A 20,949-nucleotide genomic window follows, 5' to 3' on the forward strand; every position below is an offset into this window, starting at 1 on the left:
CCCCTCTTACGTGCGCCCTACTGACCCGGAGACCGGAAGATTACCGAGCAACTTCAGCCCGGTACTCTTCACGAACGCGTCATAGTCCATTGGCCGCTGGATGCGCGTCTGCGCGTTGGGCAGCACGTAAGCCCAGGCGCGTTTCGACGAAGCGTCGTACACCAGCTTGAACAGGCGCGTCGGCACCCAGACCTGGTTGTCGCCGATGGTGCCGTAGCCGGGGTCAAACAACGGGCCGGTGAACACAAACACATCACCGCCAGCGCGCTTGGCGAACTTGCGCACATCCGCCTCGACCTTGCTCCAGATCTTACGGTTGTTGGTAGGGTCTTGCGGCACCATGTTCGACAGTGCAAACGACTGCGCCATGGCATGGGCGTTCGGTGCGTCGGCGGCCGGCGACTGGTGGCCACGGTCGACGGCCGGATGCTGGCTGTGGTAGTCACTCAACTCTGCACGGCCATCCTTGGGGATGCGCGGGTCGGGGTAGAACAGGTTGGTGCGCTCCTCGCCTTTGGCATCCTGCAATTGCTCGGCGTTCAGGCGCTCGACCACCACCAGCGGCGTCTTGCTGGTCTGCGAATAGAGCACCGCAAAATTGTCCGAACACAGGGCCAGGGGCCGCATGCTGGCGGGCACGGTGGCAGTGTTGATGGGTTTGGCGGCGGGGAAAAGATCGGCACAGCCATCAAAGGAGGCACGTTGTTCGGTGGCCGTGTAGAGGTCAGGCAGACTGCGGGCATGGGCCGCGGTCGAGAGTAAAACAAGGGCCGACAGCCCGACTGCAATGTTGCGTAGGTACATGTTCTAGATCTTTTGGCTGAGGATAAACCGACAACCATCAACGATGGTGCGGGGGCTGTTGACCGTGAAAAACCAGGTTAGTGCCGCAGGGCTGCGCCTGCTCTAGCCCCGGCATTACAGCAGAAAATTCCCACACCCCGCAGCGCTACGTCCGACCTCCGGGTTTGGTCAGTTGTAGGTCATGGTAAACGTCGCGGTGCTGTTGGCCTGGCCGGCGGTAACGTTGGCATCGGTCTGGTAGTAACGTGCCACCAACTGGATTGCATAGGGGCCGTCGCTGACCGTAGTGCCCGCGGCAATCGGCGTTCTAAGCGTGACGGGGGCATTGTTGTAGTAGAGCCTTACGCCAACTCCGGTTGCGGCGGTAGGAGACGCATTCAGTGCCAGCACCCCAGCAATCCCGGAGCTGTGGGCGTTGCCATCCAGGGCAACTTTGACCCGTGTATTGGCATCGCAGTCGAGCGGGATGGAAAAGTTGATTTCATCTCCCGCGCTTCCCGGGCCGGTGAACTGGCTTCGCGGCACATTGCCCATGGGCACAGGAATGGACGTATTGGAGACCGAACAAGCGACGGGAATGATGGTATTGCTGCCGGACAGGCTGGCGTAAGCAGCATAAAAATAATTAACGATACTGCCTGAGGCAAGTCTTCCATTCGTCAGAACACCGGCCCCAACTGCCCCCGAAGTGGTTTTTACCAACTGCACGGTAATTCCGGGTTCAGGCAGCGCAACAGTGCTGGGCCCGTTAAAGTTGACATCGTAAGGCATAGCGCCGCCGAAGAATAATACACGAATCCCCACACCCGCTATATTGGTGTTGTATACGTTATTCCCATATGCACTGATGACTCTGAACTGTTCCATTGCAAAGCGATGCACATAATTCACACTGCAGCCGTAAAAATACCGGCCACCATTGTAGGCGCCGGTATTGGCGGTTGCCAAAACCGTGCCGATGGGAGTATCACGCTGGACAATCAACGTTCCAAAATTTACCGTTCGCGTCAACGCCGACGACACGCCATTGTAAAAACGGCACGAAGCCAATGCGTTATTCGATAACACCGTTAAAACCCATGCCGCACTGCCAAAACAGAACAACCTAATCAGCGTCCGTTGTACACCCAGCATAAAAAGCCCTCCATTAATTGCATGACACCGATAACGTCCTGATGATTGAAAACGGCTGCGACCCTTCAATGGATATCGGTAAAACAAAAGCTGCCGTGCATTGTTGGTCCGCTTGCTCACCCCACTGAACCTTCACTTCACCCTGTTCCGGCATGCCGCTTAGATAAACCTCCCCTTCCAGGCCGACAATGCCGCTGCTGGCAAACGTCGTCGACTCTTGCACCAGCGTTGCGCTGGCGCCGAACGTGACGGGTTTTCCCTGATATGTGAGGGCCATCAGTACCCGGCTGCCGACGCGGGTCTGGAAATCCGCGAGCACCAAGGCGCCACGGGTCGGGATGACCGATTGGGTATTGGCCTCGATGTCGATGTCATCGGCCAGTGTTTCGGTGCTCAACGCAATGCGGTTGCGACGATAGGTGCTGACATGAGGAACCAGCGCATAACCGCGCCAATCGGTATTGACCCCGGTGTTGTTTTGCACTTTGACCCCGGCAGCGCCAGGCGCGCGCACCAGTGCCATGGTTTCGCCCTGGGGTTGGGAGAAAGTAATACCGAACGGGTGCGCAACGACGCCACCCTGTGCGCCATAGTTGAGTTGTCGGGAGTGTCGCTCGTAGTTGTAACCGAGCTTGGTTTCCGCGTAAGCGCCTTTATACGTCGCGTGAGCATTGCCGCTGTTGCCTTGCCCTGGGCTGGCATAACCCTGGCTGACGCTGTAGATCAGATTATCGTCCGGCAGCGTCGCGCCACTGAGCCCCAGTTCGTGGGCGGTCTTTCCCTGTGCATCGGTATTCAGGTTGTAATTCACCCAGCTATTACGCAGAGCACTCCCCAGCGGCAACTGGATATTGAATGCCAGTTGCTGGTCATTGCGCTTGCGCCCGTTATACGCGGGGGTCTGCGTGTAGGCATAACTCAAACCGTAGGTCACGCCGCCCCGGCTCAGGTTATAACCGGCACTCAGGCTCCGTTCGTAACCGGTTTGTCGCCAGAAGTCCTGCTGATAACCATTGATATAAAAGTTGCCGTATTCGCCCAGGGACTGATTGATATTGAGTTGCGCACGGCTGCGCCGGTTATACAGGCGTCGCCAGTCATTGAAGTTGCCGGGGTCGATCTCATTGGCTTCCTGGAAATCGTAATAACCGCTGGTGGAATAACGGTAACCGGCCAGGGTGAACGTGGTGTTGGTGGCCGCGACATCCTTCGCATATTGAAAGCGCACCGACTGACCATCGTGCCGGGAACCCTGGCGCAACTCGGTGCGGGCCTGGCTCACATCCATGGAAAGCGAGCCCCATTCGCCAAACCCGTGGCCGACGCCCAAGGACGTCGCCGAATACTTCGCCGAGGCAAGGACACCCGCGTACACGGTGGTGTCACCGGGCAACCCGTAAATCAGCGTACCCTGGGCAAATGCGGGGGTGCTGCTCTTGCTCGCCGTCGAACGGTATTCGCCCACGACCAACGAATACTTGAAGCGCCCTTCCCGGACCATCACCGGCACCGCCGAAAAAGGCTGAATCGAGCTGCGCACGCTGCCATCAGCCTCGGTGATGGTGACTTCCATATCGCCGCTGGAAGACGTGGGGTACAAATCCGTGATTTCGAATGCGCCAGCGGGCACATAAGTCTGATAGATGATGTAACCGTTCTGGCGCACCGTCACCTGGGCGTTGCTGCGGGCGATGCCTCTCACCACCGGGGCGAACCCACGCAGGCTGTCGGGGTACATGTTGTCGTCCGAGGCCAATTGAATGCCCTGATACTGCACGCTGTTGAACAACTCCCCCGGCGTGAAGCTGTCCCCCACGACCAACTGGCTCTTCAACGAATGCACATCACGCTGAAGGTACGTATTGAGGCTGGCCCATTGGGCTCGGCTGTCACCTTGGGTGTAAGTCGAGTAGTTACGTAGCCGCCAGGCGCCCAGGTTCAACCCGCTGCGCAGGTTCAGGTAGTAATTGTCATCGCTGCCGGAACGCCCTTCGCGCCGGGTGTTCGCGCCGCTGAAACTGTAATTGAGCAGCGCGGCCGGCAGGCCTTGGTCCCACTGTTCAGGATCAATCTGCCCGCGTGCTTCACGGGTGAGTGCCGCTTGGGGAATGCTGATGTCCAGACGGCGCTGATGAAAGTTGAACACGCTGCCCGCATCTGGAATGTATGCCTGCAGGTTGCTGATGGGGGTTTCCTGGGGCAGTTCGCGCAACGCAGGAAACGCCTGCAACTTGACGCCCATCTCCTGTAATTGTCGTGGGGTAAGTTCAGGTTGCAACAGACCGTCCAGCGCAACGAAGTTAATATCGCGACTGGCTATTCGTCGGTCGTTCAAGTAGAGGTCCACTGAATAACTTCCAGGCAACTGCCCGCCCTGATTGGAGAATGCGTCGAGGTCGACCCACGTTTGTTCTGCATTGTCGATCTCCAAGGCACTGGCATTGAAATACTCGCGCGCCAGCGCATTGGACGCACACAGCGTAATGCCTATCATGCATTTGAGTGCATGCGCGGCCAGCACCTTTAGTTTCAGGCGTAGCATTCCATTATTTATAGCGTTCATATAAGAAGCCCCGCAATCCGGGCAACACAGTGCCCGCCACCCCAACACCAAAGGGCGGTTGATCCAACGCATTAACGAAACAGGTAGCCGTTAAAACTAACAGCCCTTATGAATTAGAGTGGCGCACTGGCCTGCGGCGTAATACCGCCATAATCATTGATGGCTTGCCAACTGACGGCTCCACTTGCACCATCCGGCATCGGCCAGGCCAATGTACTTTTGGGAGCAACCATACCGGCATCGTTAATAACCTGGTCACCCACGCTCACGCGAAAAAAAGATACGTGATACGCCGTAGGGTTGTTGACCTGCAACGCTTTACCTACCCGAGTAAAGACCAGTGCCTTATAAGCATTCAGCGACTCTCCTGGCATTCCCGGCGGGCGATAGAAGAGTTTTATCCGACTCTTCACAGAAATCAGCAGTTGGTTTTCTTCGGTTTTTTCCGAGGCGGGAATCGACTTGATATTCACCCAGAACACCGACTCTCTGTCCTGCGGAAAATCCCCTCCGGTGCGAATGATGCGCAGCACATTCTCCTGCTCGGCATCCAGCCGAAACAGCGGCGGCGTCATGATAAACGGCGCCTTGCCAGGTGCAGTCTGCGCCCCGTCATCAACCCATGACTGAATCAGATACGGCTTGGTCTTCTCGGTGTTTTTCACCGAAATCGAGGCTTCTTTCCTTGAGCCGTCGTACACCACCCGCGTGCCCCCCACCACCACACCCGCAATAGCCGTATGCACCGTACCGACCAGCAGGCCGGCGGTTAACATGTATTTCAGCCACCCCATCGACGTATCTCCTACCGACGCTTTGCTCAAGCCTGCACGTGAGCAAACCCACTTGTTGAGAAGGCCGAGCAGCGTGCCCGGCCTGTCTTAGTGATCAGTTATAAATAACTGTGAAATCACTGACGGCGTTGCCGGAACCGGCCACCACTGGAGCGGTTGCCACATATTTGGCGAAGAAGTTGAAGGTGGTGTCGGCTACCGGAGAAAGAGGCTTGCTGACGGACGGGGAGCCCACGGGAATCAACGTAGCGGCATCCCCCTCATACACACCGATCGCCACACCCTCGGCGGTTCCAGCCCCACTCGTCAGGGCAATCAAACTGCTGTTATTCCCGTCGGTCGGGCCATCAAACTTTACGACCGCGCTGGTGGCCGTGGCCGGGCAGTTAGTCAGGACGATATCGAACCGGGTCGGGGCCGCGGTATCGCCGACATTGGCCAATGCCGTTGAACTGACCGTCCCCATTGTCACCGTCTGATTGGCAGTACCGGGTGTAACAGTACACGCGGCATCGGTGATCGTACCGGTGAAGTTAATAGTGCCGTCCGCCGCATGGCTGAGCGCCGAAAATGCAGAGCACGCCAACAATGTGCATACGATTAATTTTTTATTCACACGACTATTCCTTATCACGTCAAGTTATGCAGGCATTCAACTAACTACTGGGGAGCAAGTCTCAATGCCAACCTTTTTCTAGAGCAAACAGCTCCACAGGCGGATGACTGTCAGCCAGCTCGTCTTTGCTTTTCAGATTTGCCCTCTTGTTGTGAGAGAGCGGCGTCGATGATCAAGGCTTTTTAAAGAAATACCTACGTCGAAAAATCGGCGTGTGCTGTGGGGCTTTTCTCTGTTTTCCAATTATTTGAATTGCAGCACGCTCGACTATGTGATCCGCAGGGCAAAAACCAGCCAAACAGGCTGTTCACTTGGGCTGTGGATTACCGCCCTCTTCCGACAGAACACTCCTCTATCAGGACGGTAAAAATTACCGTTTGATTGATATGACCCCATTGGCGATTCTGAACATCGGTCTAAACTGCAAAACCCAGTCATGCTCCGCAAGGGAGTCAGCGTGCCATGCAGCCCACCCTCAAATTGCTCGATCAACCCACCCGATATATGTTCTTCACCGGCAAGGGCGGTGTCGGCAAAACGTCGGTCTCAACCGCGGTATCACTCGCCCTGGCCGAGGCCGGCAAGAAGGTACTGCTGGTCAGCACGGACGCCGCCTCGAACCTTGACGAGATGCTCGGCGTCGAGCTGAGCAATCAGCCTGTCGCGGTGCCGCACGTGCCTGGAATGTTCGTGCTCAATATCGACCCAGGGACCGCAGCAATTGACTATCGGGCCCGGGTGATCGAGCAAATGGGCGACCAGGCCCGCGATGAAGACATCGCCTTGGTGCGTGAGCAACTCTCCGGGGCATGCACGACCGAAATCGCAACCTTCGATGAGTTCTCCCACCTGCTGTCGCAGGGCAGCGCGGCGTATGACCACATCGTGTTCGATACCGCGCCCACGGGGCACACGCTCAGATTGTTGAGCCTGCCAAAAGCGTGGAGCGGCTTTCTAAAAGGCAACGATCGTGGCGCATCATGCCTGGGGCCGCACTCGGGCTTGAAAATGCAGGAGCAGTTGTTCAATCAGGCATTGGTGGCGCTCAATGATCCAGCCCTGACCACCGTTGTTCTGGTGACGCGCCCTGATAAAGGCGCCCTCAGCGAGGCTGCACGCTCCAGCGACGAACTCCGTGAACTGGGCTTGAACCACCAGCGCCTGGTGGTCAATGCTGTATTTAAACGCAGCGACTTGAATGACCCGATCGCCGCCGCGATCGAAGCTATGGGCCAGCAGGCGCTCGACGAGATGCCCGCATCACTGCGTCAGCTTTCAGCCGACTACATCCCACTCAAGGCCGTGGATTCGGTTGGCTTGCCCGCGCTTCGCGCACTGCTGACACCCGAGCTTGCTGTCCCAGCCAGCATTGCAAACCCAGTACCGTCGCGCCTGGAATATCACGCACTCGCGGAATTGATCGCCGAGTTAGCCCACGACCAGCGCGGCCTGATCATGGTCATGGGCAAAGGCGGTGTGGGCAAAACCACCATTGCCGCCGCCATCGCCCTGGGACTGGTACAGCATGGCAAGTCCGTACACCTGAGTACGACAGATCCTGCAGCGCATCTGGCGGTAACCCTCAATGCCGACGTGCAGGGACTCAGCGTCGGCCGCATCGACCCTAAGGTCGAGACCCAAAAGTACGTGGACAAGATCGTCGCCTCCCGCGCGCCAAGCCTGACGGAAGACGAAACCGCCTTGCTCATCGAGGATCTGCAATCCCCGTGTACCGAAGAGGTCGCGGTGTTCCACGCATTCTCCCGTGTGGTTGCGCAAGCCAGAAGCGCATTCGTGGTACTCGACACGGCCCCCACAGGTCACTCCCTGCTCCTGATGGACGCCACAGGCGCCTATCACCGCCAGATGGTTCGCGAATTCAAAGGCAAAGCCTCGGACCACATCGTCACGCCGTTGATGCGCCTGCAAGATGCGGACTACACCAAGATCATCCTCGTCACGCTGCCCGAAGCCACCCCGGTGTCGCAGGCGGCGGCGCTGCAGGATGACTTGCGCAGGGCCGACATCGAACCGTTTGCCTGGGTGGTCAATAAGTCGTTGCTGGCCACCGATACGACAGACCCGCTGCTACGAGCGCGCCTGGATAGCGAGCGCAAACAAATGGCGAGAGTGGCCGAAGAAACCAACCATGCTGTCATCGTAGTGCCGTGGACAGTGGAGCCGCCGGTTGGCGTCGCCGGGTTGAAGCGCTTGCTGGATTGAAGTGTCGCTCGGCTTGCTCACACCGTGCGCCTGGATGACTGGAACGACACCAGCAAAAAAGCCTGCATGGCTGCAGGCTTTTCTCTATCTGGCACGACCTGGCTGCGCTCAGCCAAGCGTACTGTCGATCAGAGCCGTGACTGCCTGTCAGTCTTCAGACCCTGCTCTCAGCACCGAGACAAAGCGTTCCAATGAAGGATCTTGCTCAGCGTGCCGCTTAATCCGGCCGATGAACATCCACTCATATTCCGCCCAAAAAACCCGAGCAGTCTTGGGGGCTTTGCAGTCGAATACAACTTGATAGATTCCTGTTTCTCGCTGCCGAACGACGACGCATTGCTCAAGGCCAACCAACAGTCGCTGCCCTGGCTCCAGGGGCGGAGCATTCAGCGCAAGGCGTTTCTCAATTGCTGTTTTGCGCATGATGACTGTCGTCCTTAAAATTCAGAAACCTTATGCATTGAATCAAAAGCAAAGCCAGCCGCATGGCGGTGTGCCTTGAACGCCAGGGCATCGGGCGGACCCGCGTGGCTCAGGCGCTTCGACAGCTCTGCACACGACTATCCTCCACTGGATCATATGTGCATAATATTATCATGCAGTGATAATAGAAAGGCAATCGACGTCGCCCTGGCCTCAGGCCCGGACGAGGTCTTTTGATTGATTGCCAGGAGGCAGAGACATGCATGAAAGCAGCACTACGTGAGCGCTTGGAGACCCGTATGAAACGTGAAGACGTAAAAACCAAATACGCTGAAGGCATTCAGTTTGATACCCATTTGATTGCCAACCCGGCCAACACCCAGGAGTGGATCGTCTTCTTTAAAAAGGATGCCGGAAGAAGCTTCTTCCTAGTCAATGACAACGAAGAAATCGAACCTTTTCGGTACCTTGATGATTTGATTCATGAGCTGCGCGAAATCGGTATCAAGGTAGCTGAAATTCATTTCTGAATTGTTTCCTTGGCACCTCGCGCATCTACAAGTGCGATCGCAGCAAATAATGATGTTGGATTAACGTCTATTAACGCCAACGTTACGGCAACAAAAGACTGCTGGAGGACTCGAGTATCGGAAGGTTTTCCAGCCAGCGGCCCTACGGGCAGGTCCGCGTGGAGCACACGTAGAAAGTCGCCAGCTCGCAGTGAGCTGGCGCGCGTTTCCTGACGCTCTACTCAGGCACGCAAGTAGGCCACCAAGGCATCGGCGAAGGACTCAGTGGTACCGGCCCCGCCCATATCGGGTGTCACTTGGTCACGGGAGTTTTCCAGAACAACGCGGATAGCAGTACGAATGCGCGTGCCCTTGTCCACCATGCCCAGGTAATCAAGCATGTCTGCGGCGGCCAATAACAATGCACACGGGTTCGCGATGTTCTTGCCGGCGATGTCCGGTGCCGAACCGTGGACCGCTTCGAAGATGGCAGCATCGGCGCCGATGTTGGACCCCGGCGCCAAGCCCAACCCACCGACCAGGCCTGCGCACAGGTCTGAAAGGATGTCGCCAAACAGGTTGGTGGTGACGATGACATCGAACTGATGGGGATTCATCACCAACTGCATACAGGCATTGTCGACGATCATCTCGTGGAATTCGATTTCCGGATAATCCTCGGCGACCTCACGCGCCACGTCAAGGAACAGCCCGGAGCACGACTTGATGATGTTGGCCTTGTGTACCGCGGTCACTTTTTTGCGGCCTTTGCTACGAGCCAGCTCGAACGCGTAGCGCACGATGCGTTCGGAGGCTGTGCGTGTTACGCGAATGCTTGCCAGAGCGACTTCGCCGTCTTCCGAAATACTTTGCCCTTCTGGCAGGTACGCCCCTTCGGTATTTTCACGCACCGTGATGATATCGATACCCTCGAAGCGCGAACGAGTGCCGGGGAAACTGATCGCCGGTCGGACGTTGGCGTAGAGATCGAAGTGGCGGCGAAGGTGGACGTTGATCGAGGAGAAGCCGCGGCCAATCGGCGTGGTCAGAGGGCCTTTGAGTGCGACGCCGTGTTTGGCGATCGTATCGATGGACGCGGGCGGCATCAGCTGCCCATGCTGCTGCAAGGCCTCCAAGCCGGCCTCAACGAAGTCGTACTGAAGATTGCAGTCAAGGGCATCGAGTACGCGTAGCGTCGCTTGCATGATCTCAGGGCCGATGCCGTCACCCTTGATGATTGCGATGGTTTTGCTCATGGTCTCTTCCTTAACAGCGCTGTGTCAGCCTGCTGTATTGATGGGGTCACTGAGACTGGTGTCACGAGTCTGCTGATAGGCATTGACTGTCTGACGGCTTTCACCGCGGCAGAGTGCTATGTTTCATCCTCCGCGCCGTGACCGCGCAGGTCATTGCGGATCAATTGACGAGCGACCTGAACGGGTGTCAGCTCTCGCTATGGATGCGGCGGTTACAGGTGAGCGCCCGGATCAAGCGTGCAGTCATTTGCTCCATCGATGACGCGCATAACATTAACATACAATGCTAATTCCACGTGGTAGAAAGCAGCGTTTTCCGGATGATACCAAGGTCTTAGAACGCCTGTGCGTGACAGGGTGAGATCGCTTTTAGGCAGGCATAAAAGGAAGACGGGTTGTGACTCGGATCATTCAGAACGGATGATCTTGCAAATGGCGGGCTGTCGATGTTCAGGAGCTGCGGCGGCCGGATGTCCGCCGAGTGCGACAGCTGCCAACCGTGCAAAAGGTCGTGCAACTGCCGCACATCAGCCTGATTGACCTCCGCTTACAGCGGGTAGTGCGCCGGGTAATGCAGCTTCGCAACACCGGTGTCGATAGCGGCCTTGGCCACTGCGCCGGCGATTGCCCCGAGCAGGCGAGCATCGAGCGCTTTGGGGAGAATGTAATCGCGCCCAAACTCAAGCTTGTCGACGTTGAACGCTCGCAGCACTTCCACAGGGGTTGGCTCTTTGGCCAATTGGCGCAGTGCTTCCACTGCCGCAATTTTCATCGCTTCGTTGATCCGGGTTGCCCGAACATCCAGGGTGCCGCGGAAGATGAATGGAAAGCCCAGAACGTTATTGACCTGGTTCGGGTAGTCGGAGCGACCGGTCGCCATGATCAAGTCATCACGCGTGGCCATGGCCAATTCGTAGCTGATTTCAGGATCGGGGTTCGAGCAGGCAAACACGATCGGCTTGGGAGCCATCGCCGCCAACGCTTCAGCCGGAAGCAGATTGGCGCCAGACAACCCCACGAACACATCGGCACCGTTCATGGCTTCCATCAACGTGCGCGGGCCACCGTCGTTAACGAATTGTGCTTTGTATTGGTTGAGGTCTTTGCGCGCCGAGTGGATGACCCCGGTACGATCGACCATGTACAGATTGCTTTTTTGCGCGCCAAGGCTGAGCAGCAGGCGCATGCACGCCGTGGCTGCGGCACCGGCGCCGAGGCAGACGATTCTCGCGTTCTCCAGCGTTTTGCCCTGAATCTCCAGCGCATTGAGCATGCCGGCCGCGGTGACGATGGCGGTGCCGTGCTGGTCGTCATGGAAGACCGGGATGTTGCACTGTTCGATCAGTGCGTCCTCGATTTCAAAGCACTCAGGGGCTTTGATGTCTTCCAGATTGATCCCACCGAAGGTGTCGGCGATACGCACGACGGTGTCGATAAAAGCCTGGGAACTCTCGGCATTGACTTCGATATCGATCGAGTCGATACCGGCAAAACGCTTGAACAGCAACGCTTTGCCTTCCATCACCGGCTTACTGGCCAAGGGGCCCAGATCGCCGAGGCCCAAAATGGCCGTACCGTTTGTGATCACGGCCACCAGATTGCCTTTTCCGGTAAAGCGATAGACGTTCTCCGGGTCCTTCGCGATTTCGCGAACGGGCTCGGCCACGCCAGGGCTGTACGCCAGTGCGAGTTGGGCGGCGGTATCGGCAGGCTTGGTCAGCGCAATGCCGATTTTTCCTGGGGTCGGGAATTCATGGTAATCCAGTGCAGCCTTCTTGAAGTCGGTAGTCATGCGAGCCCATAATTAGACGTTGATTACAATATTATGTTAACACTATTATAATACAAGGCAACGAGGTCCTGAGCCACAGACCAGGATCGAGTTGCCGGCTTGAATGCTGCTGACGAAGGGGTTTGTCAGCCAGCAGACCAACGCTATTGGCCCTAAGACTTCAGGGCGGGCCTGTATTTTTTGGCCAATAGAGCCCTCCTATGCTTGAACCCGTTTAGGCCACCTTGCGTGGCCTTTTTTTTGCGCGCTCGAAAGCCCGGCGCGCTACGCACCAAGCACGACACACTAGGACTCGGGGGTTTGCTTATCGCGTCTTGGAGCCGCCCTACGCACTTCGACAATCGCGTAAGGGCGTCGACGCGGCTCATGGGGCCGGATCAGCGTTGATCCGTGTCAGGCGATCGCGGAAAAGGATGGGGGGCGTCGATTCTTTCTTTAACAGAACTCAATCTTTACTGACCTGCTCAACCTTTCTGAGGGTGGCTGTCAGAAATGCACTTCGGCAGATTTGATACCCAGCTCGCGAAGCTCATGGATCAGATCATCGAGGCGTCCAAATGACTCCACTTCCTCGTTGTCATTGACCAGAAAATAGCTTCTCCCGGCATCCTTTTTGAAAAGAATGATCCACTCGTGCGTGTTGGCCGGGTTGGCTATCACATGCGTGTCGAAGTGCATGCCTTCCCCGTGTTTGGTTTTGACATCTTCGCGTTTCATGCGCGGTCTCCGAGCATAGGGCTCAGCTCTCTGAGCACTGAATCTAGAGCGTCGCCGGTGTTGTACCGAGGCTAGGCCAATTGCTTTGCTATTATCATAACGTGTGAATAGTATGCACATGCCACCAGAACGAGGCTAGTCATGATTGCGATACGAGAAGCTTGGAAAGCGGGCTTGTTAGGGCGCGAGCATTGGCTTGGAAATATCGTCTCAGGGATCATCGTCGGCGTCGTGGCGCTGCCCTTGGCCATGGCATTTGCCATCGCCTCCGGCGTCAAGCCGGAACAGGGGATCTACACGGCCATTGTGGGTGGTTTGCTGGTTTCGCTGTTCGGCGGAAGCCGGCTGCAGATTGCGGGCCCCACAGGCGCATTCATCGTCATTCTGGCCAGCGTGACAGCCAAGTACGGCGTTGATGGCTTGCAGGTCGCGACAATGATGGCCGGGGCAATTTTGTTGCTGCTCGGCATCACCAAACTTGGCGCACTCATCAAGTTCATCCCTGACCCGGTGATTGTGGGATTCACCGCCGGCATCGGGGTGATCATTTGGGTCGGGCAATGGAAAGACTTTCTGGGCTTGCCGAAAATCAGTGGCGAGCACTTCCACCAGCGGCTGTGGCACCTCATCCAGGCATTCCCCAACCTTCATGTACCCACGACACTGTTAGCCCTGCTGAGCCTGGCACTGGTGATCCTTGCGCCTAAACTGCCGGGTTTAAAGCGTGTTCCCGGCCCGCTGATCGCGATGGTCGTGGTCACGGCATTACATGCCTATTTTCAGTTCGACGGCGTGGCCACGATCGGCAGTGCATTTGGGGGCATTCCTCAAGGCCTTCCCCAAATCGGCCTTCCAGCAATAACGCTGCCCCAGGTCATTGAGTTGATTGGCCCTGCGTTTGCAATCGCGATGCTTGGGGCTATCGAGTCACTGTTGTCGGCGATTGTCGCCGACGGGATGGCCGGCACCAAACATGACTCCAATCAGGAACTGATCGGACAAGGCATCGCCAATCTGGTCACCCCTCTGTTCGGTGGCTTCGCTGCGACAGGGGCGATCGCTCGAACGGCCACCAACATCCGCAATGGCGGCAATAGCCCAATCGCGGGCATTGCCCACTCCCTCACGTTGATTTTGCTGATCTTCTTTCTGGCGCCGCTGGCTTCGGATATCCCGCTTTGCGCATTGGCGGCGATCTTGTTCGTGGTCGCTTACAACATGAGCGAACTGAAGCACTTCAAGCGCATGGTCAAACGCGCGCCCAAAGCCGACGTTGCCATCTTGCTAATCACCTTCGGCCTGACCGTATTCAGTGACCTGACGATCGCCGTGAACATTGGGGTGATTCTTGCCATGCTGCAATTCATGCGTCGCATGGCGTCCTCTGTCGAGGTACAGCTAATGGTCGAAGATGAGCTGGAGGCAGAGTTGCGTACAAATGGACATGCACATCTTCCTCCCGGTGTTTTGGTCTACACCATCGAGGGGCCTCTGTTCTTTGGCGCCGCAGAAACCTTTGAACGTGTTTTGGCGCAAACGCACACCGATCCCAGAACGTTGATTATTCGCCTGAAGCGCGTGCCGTTCATGGACATCACGGGCTTGCAAACGCTGCTCGAAGTCATTGAGCAACTGCACAAGCGCGGCATTGTCGTAAAGCTGTGTGAAGCCAATGAGAAAGTGCTTGGCAAGCTCGACCGGGCCGGGATTCTTCAGGTGCTCGGTTCACAGCATTATCATGCCGACTTCAATGGCGCACTGGTCAGTCATACCCAGATCAACGAGAGTCAGGGCGAGACGTAGGAGACAGTGAATGACGCGCGATGAGCAGGCACTTGTCGTGCCCGCTCAGACAGGGATGAATTACTTGGCATTGGCCGCAATTTTGCTTTTGGTCGCGTAGGACACGCCATGCGTCTCGAGGTAGTCCCGAATCAGCTGACGAACGACCTGAGAAGGTGTCAGGTCCTGAGACGCGCAAAGCTCCTCAAGGGCTTTTTTCTTGACGGGATCAATGAGCACAGTCAGTCGTGCAGTCTTGTTTTCCATGGAATTGCCTGTCGCCTAAATCGATCAATGATAATCAAATTATAATAGCAGGGCATTCATTTGTCACCGCTTAGGTTCGCTGCTGCACTGTTCGATCCGAAAGCCCGAGCACCTTCGAAAACACATGGTGGTCACGTAGCGGGGGCGATTACCAACTCCGACGGAAATCCTTTCTCCATCATCGAATGAAGCTCAAATGCGCTGGTGATCTTGAGTTTCGTGCCTTCACCAAACAGCAGCGGTAAAGGCCTGGCCGGATCGTATGCTGTTGCTTGTAGGGTTTTGCTCGCCGGAATCATGCCCTCCCTCCTCCGCCATATGGCTAAAAAAAACGCCAACAGCAAAGAAAGCCATCCGACGATGGGCAGCTAGATCACACGAACCCTAAAAAACCGCGAGGCCGAATGGGTGACTGGCCGCGCAAGGTTTTGGGCGAGTCGCATCATGAAAGGACTACGCTGACATCCGGTTTGCCAACTCTCGCGGCAGAGAAGGTGAGCCGAGGAACGTCGCACGAGCGGCGCTCAATCTTGAGAGCGCAAAAGACCTCAAGACAATCGCCTTCAGGCCTCCCACCGACCGCCCCACAACAATCAATAAAACAACCGCGGCTCCGGCGCAGCCAGCAGGCTGACCAACTTGGTCAACGCAAACCCCAACTCCGCACGGCTAGGGCCCATCAGGGCGATGCGTACCCCACGGGTGCTGGCGCTGCGCTGGGCCAGGAACTGGCTGCCACTGACCACGATCACGCCGTTGGCGCGCGCGAGGTTGGCGAACTCGTCGCTGGTCCAGGGCTCGGGCAATTCGAGCCATACATGGAAGCTGTTGGGTTGGGTGCGAATGTCGTACGAGCCCAGTAGCTGCCGCGCCAGGCGCTGGCGCTCCGCGGCTTCCTCCTGCTGCACCCGCACCAATTGCGCCCCACGGCCACTGGTGATCAGGTTGCTGGCCAATTGAGCCATCAACGGCGACGGCATCCACACACTGCTGCGCACCATGGACGACAGCCGCGATAGGGTTTGCGGCGGCGCGTACAGGTAACCGATGCGCAGGGCCGGTAACAAGCTCTTGGACAGGCTGGTCAGGTATACCGAGCGCTCCGGGGCATAGGCCGACAACGGCTTGTGCGCGGGGCGTGTCTCAAGAAAGCCGTAGATATCATCATCGATGATGTACAGATCAAATTCGCGGGCGATCTCGGCGATTTCCAGGCGACGCGATTCGGGCATGATCGAGTTGGTGGGGTTCTGGTGCGTGGCCACCGTCACCAGCAGCGTGGGCCGGTGCTCGATGCACGCGGCCCGCAGCGCCGCCGGCACCAGGCCGTACTCATCGACCTGCACCCCGTGCAGGCGACGACCCAGACTGTGGGCCAGGGAGATGATCCCTGGATAGCAATATTCCTCACACAAAATCATATCGCCGACGCTGGACAGGCCGCCGATGGCCACCAGCAAGCCGTGTTGGGCACCGGCGGTCAACACGATCTGTTGGGCGTTGGCGTCCGGCAGGCAGCGCTGCACCCACAACGCGCCGGCCTCCTTATGCACGGAATGGCCGCCGTCGGTGACGTAATCCAGGATCGATCCCAACTCGGGCGCCTGCGCCAACTCCTCGATTGCTCCTCGCAGCCAGTCGCTCATGCCGGCGTCGCAGGGCTTGATGATCGACAGGTCTATCTGCCCGGTATCTACCTTGGAGGCAACGCCGAGTCTGGCCACCGGCGCCAAGACAGCGCGGGTCGGCAGCACGAATGTGCCTCGCCCCACTTCCCCGATCACCAGGCCGCGCTTGGCCGCCTCGTCGTAGGAGCGGCCTATGGTGCCCGGCGTCACTTTCAACGCCTCAGCCAGTTCCTTGAGGGTAGGCAGGCGCTCGCCCGCGGCCAGGCGCCCGGAAGCGATGTCACGCGCCAGTGCGTCGGCGATCATCAAGTAAACCGGCTGACCATGGCCGCTGTATTCAGGAACCCACATAGGAACGACACCAGAAACAACTGAAGCGCGAAATCCTACCATGAAATTTTTCATAAGCGTAATCGCACAACAATCGACTCAATATTAGTCGATTCAAAACATTACACCGATCAAATACATGTCATTGATTTTCTATCGAAACACAAGACTTCAGCCGTCATCGCAAGGCAACGCGACCGAATTTTGCACGGAGCATCTGCGCCATAACGGAGGGAAAGTGCAGTCCGGCAGCAGCTGTTGCAGATTTTATTGCCAATTAAAATCAATAAAATCATCAGGTTATGATCAGTCAAGCGAAACAATGTCAATTTAGGTATCAAAAACATATTGAGTCGATTTATTTCAAGGAATTAGAATGATTGCATCGATTCAATATTTTTTACCCATCCACATCAAAATATGGAACTTCACCTGAAATGGAAAGCGCAAACCTCAAGACCGCAGTCGACGCCGCCACAGCCGCGCCGACCACCTTTACGAAGTCCTTTCCTGATCGCCACATTGACTAAACAGGTACCACCATGGAATTACTCGGATCGTTCTGGGCCCAGCACTGGATACTGGCCATCATGCTGCTGGGCACAATCGCTTTTGTCGCCGGCTTCGTAGACAGCATTGCCGGAGGGGGCGGGCTGTTCCTAGTGCCCGGTTTCCTGCTGGTGGGGCTGCCGCCGCAGGTAGCGCTGGGCCAGGAAAAGCTGGTCAGCACCCTAGGCACTCTGGCCGCCATCCGCAACTTCTTCGCCAACAGTAAGATGGTGTGGAAAGTGGCGCTGGTGGGCGTGCCGTTCGCGCTGCTGGGCGCTTACATGGGCGCCCACCTGATCGTGTCGATTTCCCCGGAAACCGTGGGCAAGATCATCCTGGCGCTTATCCCTCTTGGCATCTTGATCTTTCTCACGCCCAAGGACCGGCCGGTACAAGAGCACACACTCAGCAACCGCATGCTCTTCACCGTAGTGCCCCTGACCTGCTTGGTCATCGGTTTCTACGACGGCTTTTTCGGGCCGGGCACTGGCAGCATGTTCATCATCGCCTTCCACTACCTGCTGAAGATGGACCTGGTGTCCAGCTCGGCCAACTCGAAAAGCTTCAACTTCGCCTCCAACATTGGCGCGCTGGTCGCCTTCATTGTGGCCGGCAAGGTGGTGTACCTGCTGGCCCTGCCACTAGTGGCCTGCAACATCCTGGGCAACCACATAGGCAGTGCCCTGGCCATCCGTAAAGGCAACGATGTTGTGCGCAAGGTGTTGGTGCTTTCGATGCTTTGCCTGTTCGCCAGCCTTGGCGTGAAGTACCTGGCTTGATTCAACCCTCAAGGAGAACCTGATGAAAACTGCATTTGTGACCGGCGCTTCGGCTGGCTTCGGCAAGGCCATCTGCCGCGCATTGATCGCTGACAATTACCGCGTGATCGGCGGCGCCCGCCGCGCAGATAAATTGGCGGAACTGAAGCGCGAACTGGGCGAGCACTTCATTGCCCTGCCTCTGGACGTGACAGACGTCGCCTCGCTGGACGCGGCTTGCGAATCGATTCGCGACGCGTCGCTGCACATCGACCTGCTGGTGAACAACGCCGGCCTGGCACTGGGTATCGACCGCGCCCAGAGCGCCGATGCCAAGAACTGGGAACGCATGATCGCCACGAACGTCACCGGCCTGGCCATGGTCACCCACAAGCTGCTGCCGGCCATGGTGGAAGCTAACAACGGGCTGATCATCAACATCGGCTCCATTGCCGGCACGTATCCCTACCCGGGCGGCAACGTATATGGCGCCAGCAAGGCCTTCGTTAAACAGTTCAGCCTGAACCTGCGCGCAGACCTCGCAGGCACCAGGGTACGGGTCAGCAACATCGAGCCGGGGCTGTGCTCGGGCACGGAATTTTCACTGGTACGCCTGGCCGGTGACCAGGACGCGGTGAACGCGCTGTACCGCGACGTGGAGGCAATCCGCCCTGAGGATCTGGCCAACACGGTGGTGTGGATCGCAGGCCAGCCGCCGCACGTGAACATCAACTCGGTGGAAATCATGCCGGTAGCCCAGAGTTACGCCGCGCTGAACATCGCCCGCAACCTGTAGCCCGGGCATGCAGGTGGCTGGCACCAGGGCAGGGATTTATGCCGGGCCAAGCGCTCCAAGCGTTGCTATAACGCGCCACTACCCATGAAGGAGTCTTATGGATACCGCGCGACACCGCCAATACCCTGCTCACTTTCCGGTAGTCGCCCGTAAGTGCAGCTTTACCTAGGCCGTGGCCAGGCGAAACGACTGCAGTGACTTTCATGGGGCTTACCTCTGAATCGAAGGATCAGAGACGCATTCATGCTGTTCACGCTGTGCGCTTTGATCGGCCTGGCGAAATCCAAGGCAAAAAAAGCCTTCATCGCTGCAGGCTTTTCTCTATCTGGCTCCACGACCTGGACTCGAACAGAAAAATAAACATTTGTTCTACAATGAAATTATTCTGTTTTTTAGTCTATACATCCCTACGATCATCCTGATCCAGCCCGTATTTTATTGGAGTTCTTTCGATATCCCTGGATCAGGAAAAAACATTCGAGCTTCCGCTCTTTTTGAGACAACGCGAGCATCTGAGTCATCTCGCTGCCAACCGCCGCCCAATGCTTTGAACGTGGCCACTGCAGCGCGAGCCGATTCAGTTTGTGCCTGGGCTCTGCCATCAGATGCCGCTAGGAGATGCTCATCGGCATCCAGCACTTCGATCAAGCTGACCACGCCTTTTTCATAGGCGGCAAACGATGTCGCTCTGGCTTTCGCATACGCCGACTCGCCCTGGGCGAGCCGGGTCGATTGTTGCTCGCGGTTGATCCGTGCCGAAACAGCGCTTTCCACATCTTCGCAGGCCCGCAGAACGGACTGGCGGTAAGCGGCCAAGGCTTCGGCTTCCTGGCCCTTTGCCAAATCAATCTGGGCGTTGATGCGGCCAAAATCGAACAGCCGCCAGCGTAATCCCAGTGCCGCCGAAGCCTGACTGGCGCCGTTGCTGAACAGGTTCGCGCTGGATACCGATGTAGCACTGCCGAGCAGCGCTGCCACAGACAGTTTGGGGTAGTACTCGGACATGGCTTCGCCGATACGCGCGCTGGATGCCGCAAGACGGCGCTCCGCGACGATCAAGTCTGGACGCCGACGCAGCAGGTCGGCAGGAGCGCCCATGTCCGAGAGGCCTGGCACCTCAGGGATGGGCGCCAGCTTAGTCAACTGCGCGCTGTAAGTACCGGGCGCCTTGCCCAACATGACATCCAGCGCATTCATTGCCGTGTCAATGCCTGCTTGCAGTACCGGCACGGTGGCCTGCGCTTGGTTCAGCGCGCCTTGGGCCTGGCTCAACTGCAGTTCAGCCGCCAGGCCTTTTGCGTAAAGATGTTCGATGGTGGTGAGCAGTTGTTGTCGTGTGTCGACTTGCCGCCGGGCAATTTCCAGGCGTGCTTGCAGGCCACGGATGCTGATGTAAAGGTCGGCTGTTTGCGCGACCACTGCCAGGCGTGTGGCAATCGCTCCGGCTTGCGAGGCCTGATAATCGGCGAAGGCCGCTTCTTTACCTCGGCGCAGCCCGCCAAACACATCCAGCTCCCAGGCGGCATTCAAGTTCGCCTCATAGGCACTGCCGTAGCGATTATAGGAAGGGTCTGAATTCAGCACTTGGCCCAACGGCGTCTCCAATGACTGACGGGCTCGGGCCGCTTGACCGTTGACGGTAGCCGACGGCAGGAGGGCTGCGTTAGCTGCGCCCAAACCGGCGCGAGCCTGCTCGATCCTTGCGCTTGCCTGGGCTAAATCGAGGTTCTGTTCAAGTGCTCGATTTATCAGTTGACTGAGTATCGGGTCATTAAATGCATTCCACCAAGCAGCGAGATCGGCATTTGCGGCGTCCACTTGTCGTGCCTTGGACGTTTGCACCGAGAAATGCTCGGGCAATTCCACACTGGGTTTTGAGTAGTCGGGGCCCACTGCGCAACCTGCAACCATACCCAAACCCAGTAAGACGGCGAAACGAAGAGGAGGATGCATGGGGTACCTGCGAAAGGGTCGATTTGTGACGATATTACAATTTGGTCACAAGTTG

At 57.3% G+C, this 20,949-nt stretch carries 18 protein-coding genes; 5 read left to right on the plus strand and 13 right to left on the minus strand.

What is annotated here, in order from left to right; genetic code table 11:
- Positions 1 to 6: 6 nt before the first annotated feature.
- The 5 genes from PverR02_RS21930 to PverR02_RS21950 form a co-directional block, all read right to left on the minus strand.
- Entirely contained in the window at positions 7 to 804 is a 798-nt protein-coding gene (locus tag PverR02_RS21930) for a DNA/RNA non-specific endonuclease (protein ID WP_046382606.1), read from the minus strand.
- 168 nt (positions 805 to 972) lie between these two features.
- Entirely contained in the window at positions 973 to 1,938 is a 966-nt protein-coding gene (locus PverR02_RS21935; protein ID WP_079444406.1) for a fimbrial protein, read from the minus strand.
- Positions 1,939 to 1,951: 13 nt separating this feature from the next.
- Positions 1,952 to 4,501, minus strand: coding sequence for a fimbria/pilus outer membrane usher protein (locus tag PverR02_RS21940; RefSeq protein WP_227778701.1), 2,550 nt, complete (start codon positions 4,499 to 4,501; stop codon positions 1,952 to 1,954).
- Between the two features lie 113 nt (positions 4,502 to 4,614).
- On the minus strand, positions 4,615 to 5,295 hold the full coding sequence (locus PverR02_RS21945) for a fimbrial biogenesis chaperone (protein ID WP_046382604.1): 681 nt from the start codon (positions 5,293 to 5,295) through the stop codon (positions 4,615 to 4,617).
- Between the two features lie 94 nt (positions 5,296 to 5,389).
- Complete coding sequence (locus PverR02_RS21950) at positions 5,390 to 5,911, minus strand: fimbrial protein (protein WP_017845895.1); 522 nt, start codon at positions 5,909 to 5,911, stop codon at positions 5,390 to 5,392.
- Positions 5,912 to 6,373: 462 nt separating this feature from the next.
- Here PverR02_RS21950 and arsA point away from each other — a divergent pair, with 462 nt between their 5' ends.
- Positions 6,374 to 8,134, plus strand: coding sequence for an arsenical pump-driving ATPase (gene arsA, locus PverR02_RS21955; protein WP_079444407.1), 1,761 nt, complete (start codon positions 6,374 to 6,376; stop codon positions 8,132 to 8,134).
- Between the two features lie 147 nt (positions 8,135 to 8,281).
- Here the strand turns inward: arsA and PverR02_RS21960 are convergent, their stop codons facing one another.
- A complete protein-coding gene (locus PverR02_RS21960; RefSeq protein WP_017845893.1) occupies positions 8,282 to 8,557 on the minus strand; it encodes a hypothetical protein in 276 nt (91 codons plus the stop codon).
- Between the two features lie 299 nt (positions 8,558 to 8,856).
- Between PverR02_RS21960 and PverR02_RS21965 the strand changes: the two genes are divergently transcribed.
- Complete coding sequence (locus PverR02_RS21965; RefSeq protein ID WP_017845892.1) at positions 8,857 to 9,087, plus strand: hypothetical protein; 231 nt, start codon at positions 8,857 to 8,859, stop codon at positions 9,085 to 9,087.
- Positions 9,088 to 9,308: 221 nt separating this feature from the next.
- On the opposite strand, the gene PverR02_RS21970 is transcribed toward PverR02_RS21965, so the two are convergent.
- From PverR02_RS21970 to PverR02_RS21980, 3 genes are all read right to left on the minus strand, one after another.
- Positions 9,309 to 10,322 (minus strand): isocitrate dehydrogenase, encoded by a 1,014-nt coding sequence (locus PverR02_RS21970; protein WP_079444408.1) that lies wholly within the window; start codon positions 10,320 to 10,322, stop codon positions 9,309 to 9,311.
- 547 nt (positions 10,323 to 10,869) lie between these two features.
- Positions 10,870 to 12,114 (minus strand): malic enzyme-like NAD(P)-binding protein, encoded by a 1,245-nt coding sequence (locus PverR02_RS21975; RefSeq protein ID WP_046382600.1) that lies wholly within the window; start codon positions 12,112 to 12,114, stop codon positions 10,870 to 10,872.
- A gap of 486 nt (positions 12,115 to 12,600) precedes the next feature.
- Positions 12,601 to 12,831 carry a hypothetical protein gene (locus tag PverR02_RS21980; RefSeq protein WP_017845889.1) on the minus strand — a complete coding sequence of 77 codons (231 nt, stop codon included), beginning with the start codon at positions 12,829 to 12,831 and terminating at the stop codon, positions 12,601 to 12,603.
- Between the two features lie 141 nt (positions 12,832 to 12,972).
- On the opposite strand from PverR02_RS21980, the gene PverR02_RS21985 reads away from it, so the two are divergent.
- Complete coding sequence (locus PverR02_RS21985; protein WP_026139891.1) at positions 12,973 to 14,634, plus strand: SulP family inorganic anion transporter; 1,662 nt, start codon at positions 12,973 to 12,975, stop codon at positions 14,632 to 14,634.
- Between the two features lie 60 nt (positions 14,635 to 14,694).
- Here the strand turns inward: PverR02_RS21985 and PverR02_RS21990 are convergent, their stop codons facing one another.
- The 3 genes from PverR02_RS21990 to PverR02_RS21995 all read right to left on the minus strand — a co-directional run bounded on the left by PverR02_RS21990 (position 14,695) and on the right by PverR02_RS21995 (position 16,859).
- Positions 14,695 to 14,880 (minus strand): ribbon-helix-helix protein, CopG family, encoded by a 186-nt coding sequence (locus PverR02_RS21990; RefSeq protein WP_017845887.1) that lies wholly within the window; start codon positions 14,878 to 14,880, stop codon positions 14,695 to 14,697.
- Positions 14,881 to 15,011: 131 nt separating this feature from the next.
- On the minus strand, positions 15,012 to 15,179 hold the full coding sequence (locus tag PverR02_RS32235) for a hypothetical protein (protein WP_158243621.1): 168 nt from the start codon (positions 15,177 to 15,179) through the stop codon (positions 15,012 to 15,014).
- Positions 15,180 to 15,473: 294 nt separating this feature from the next.
- A complete protein-coding gene (locus PverR02_RS21995) occupies positions 15,474 to 16,859 on the minus strand; it encodes an aminotransferase-like domain-containing protein (protein WP_079444409.1) in 1,386 nt (461 codons plus the stop codon).
- Between the two features lie 521 nt (positions 16,860 to 17,380).
- Here PverR02_RS21995 and PverR02_RS22000 point away from each other — a divergent pair.
- On the plus strand, positions 17,381 to 18,166 hold the full coding sequence (locus tag PverR02_RS22000; protein WP_017845884.1) for a sulfite exporter TauE/SafE family protein: 786 nt from the start codon (positions 17,381 to 17,383) through the stop codon (positions 18,164 to 18,166).
- A gap of 22 nt (positions 18,167 to 18,188) precedes the next feature.
- Positions 18,189 to 18,941, plus strand: a complete 753-nt coding sequence (locus PverR02_RS22005; RefSeq protein ID WP_079444410.1) for an SDR family NAD(P)-dependent oxidoreductase — start codon at positions 18,189 to 18,191, stop codon at positions 18,939 to 18,941.
- Positions 18,942 to 19,376: 435 nt separating this feature from the next.
- Here the strand turns inward: PverR02_RS22005 and PverR02_RS22010 are convergent, their stop codons facing one another.
- Complete coding sequence (locus PverR02_RS22010) at positions 19,377 to 20,894, minus strand: efflux transporter outer membrane subunit (protein ID WP_079444411.1); 1,518 nt, start codon at positions 20,892 to 20,894, stop codon at positions 19,377 to 19,379.
- Positions 20,895 to 20,949: the final 55 nt, after the last annotated feature.

Origin of the sequence: Pseudomonas veronii (assembly GCF_002028325.1) — a bacterium.
GTDB classification, from domain to species: Bacteria; Pseudomonadota; Gammaproteobacteria; order Pseudomonadales; family Pseudomonadaceae; genus Aquipseudomonas; species Aquipseudomonas veronii.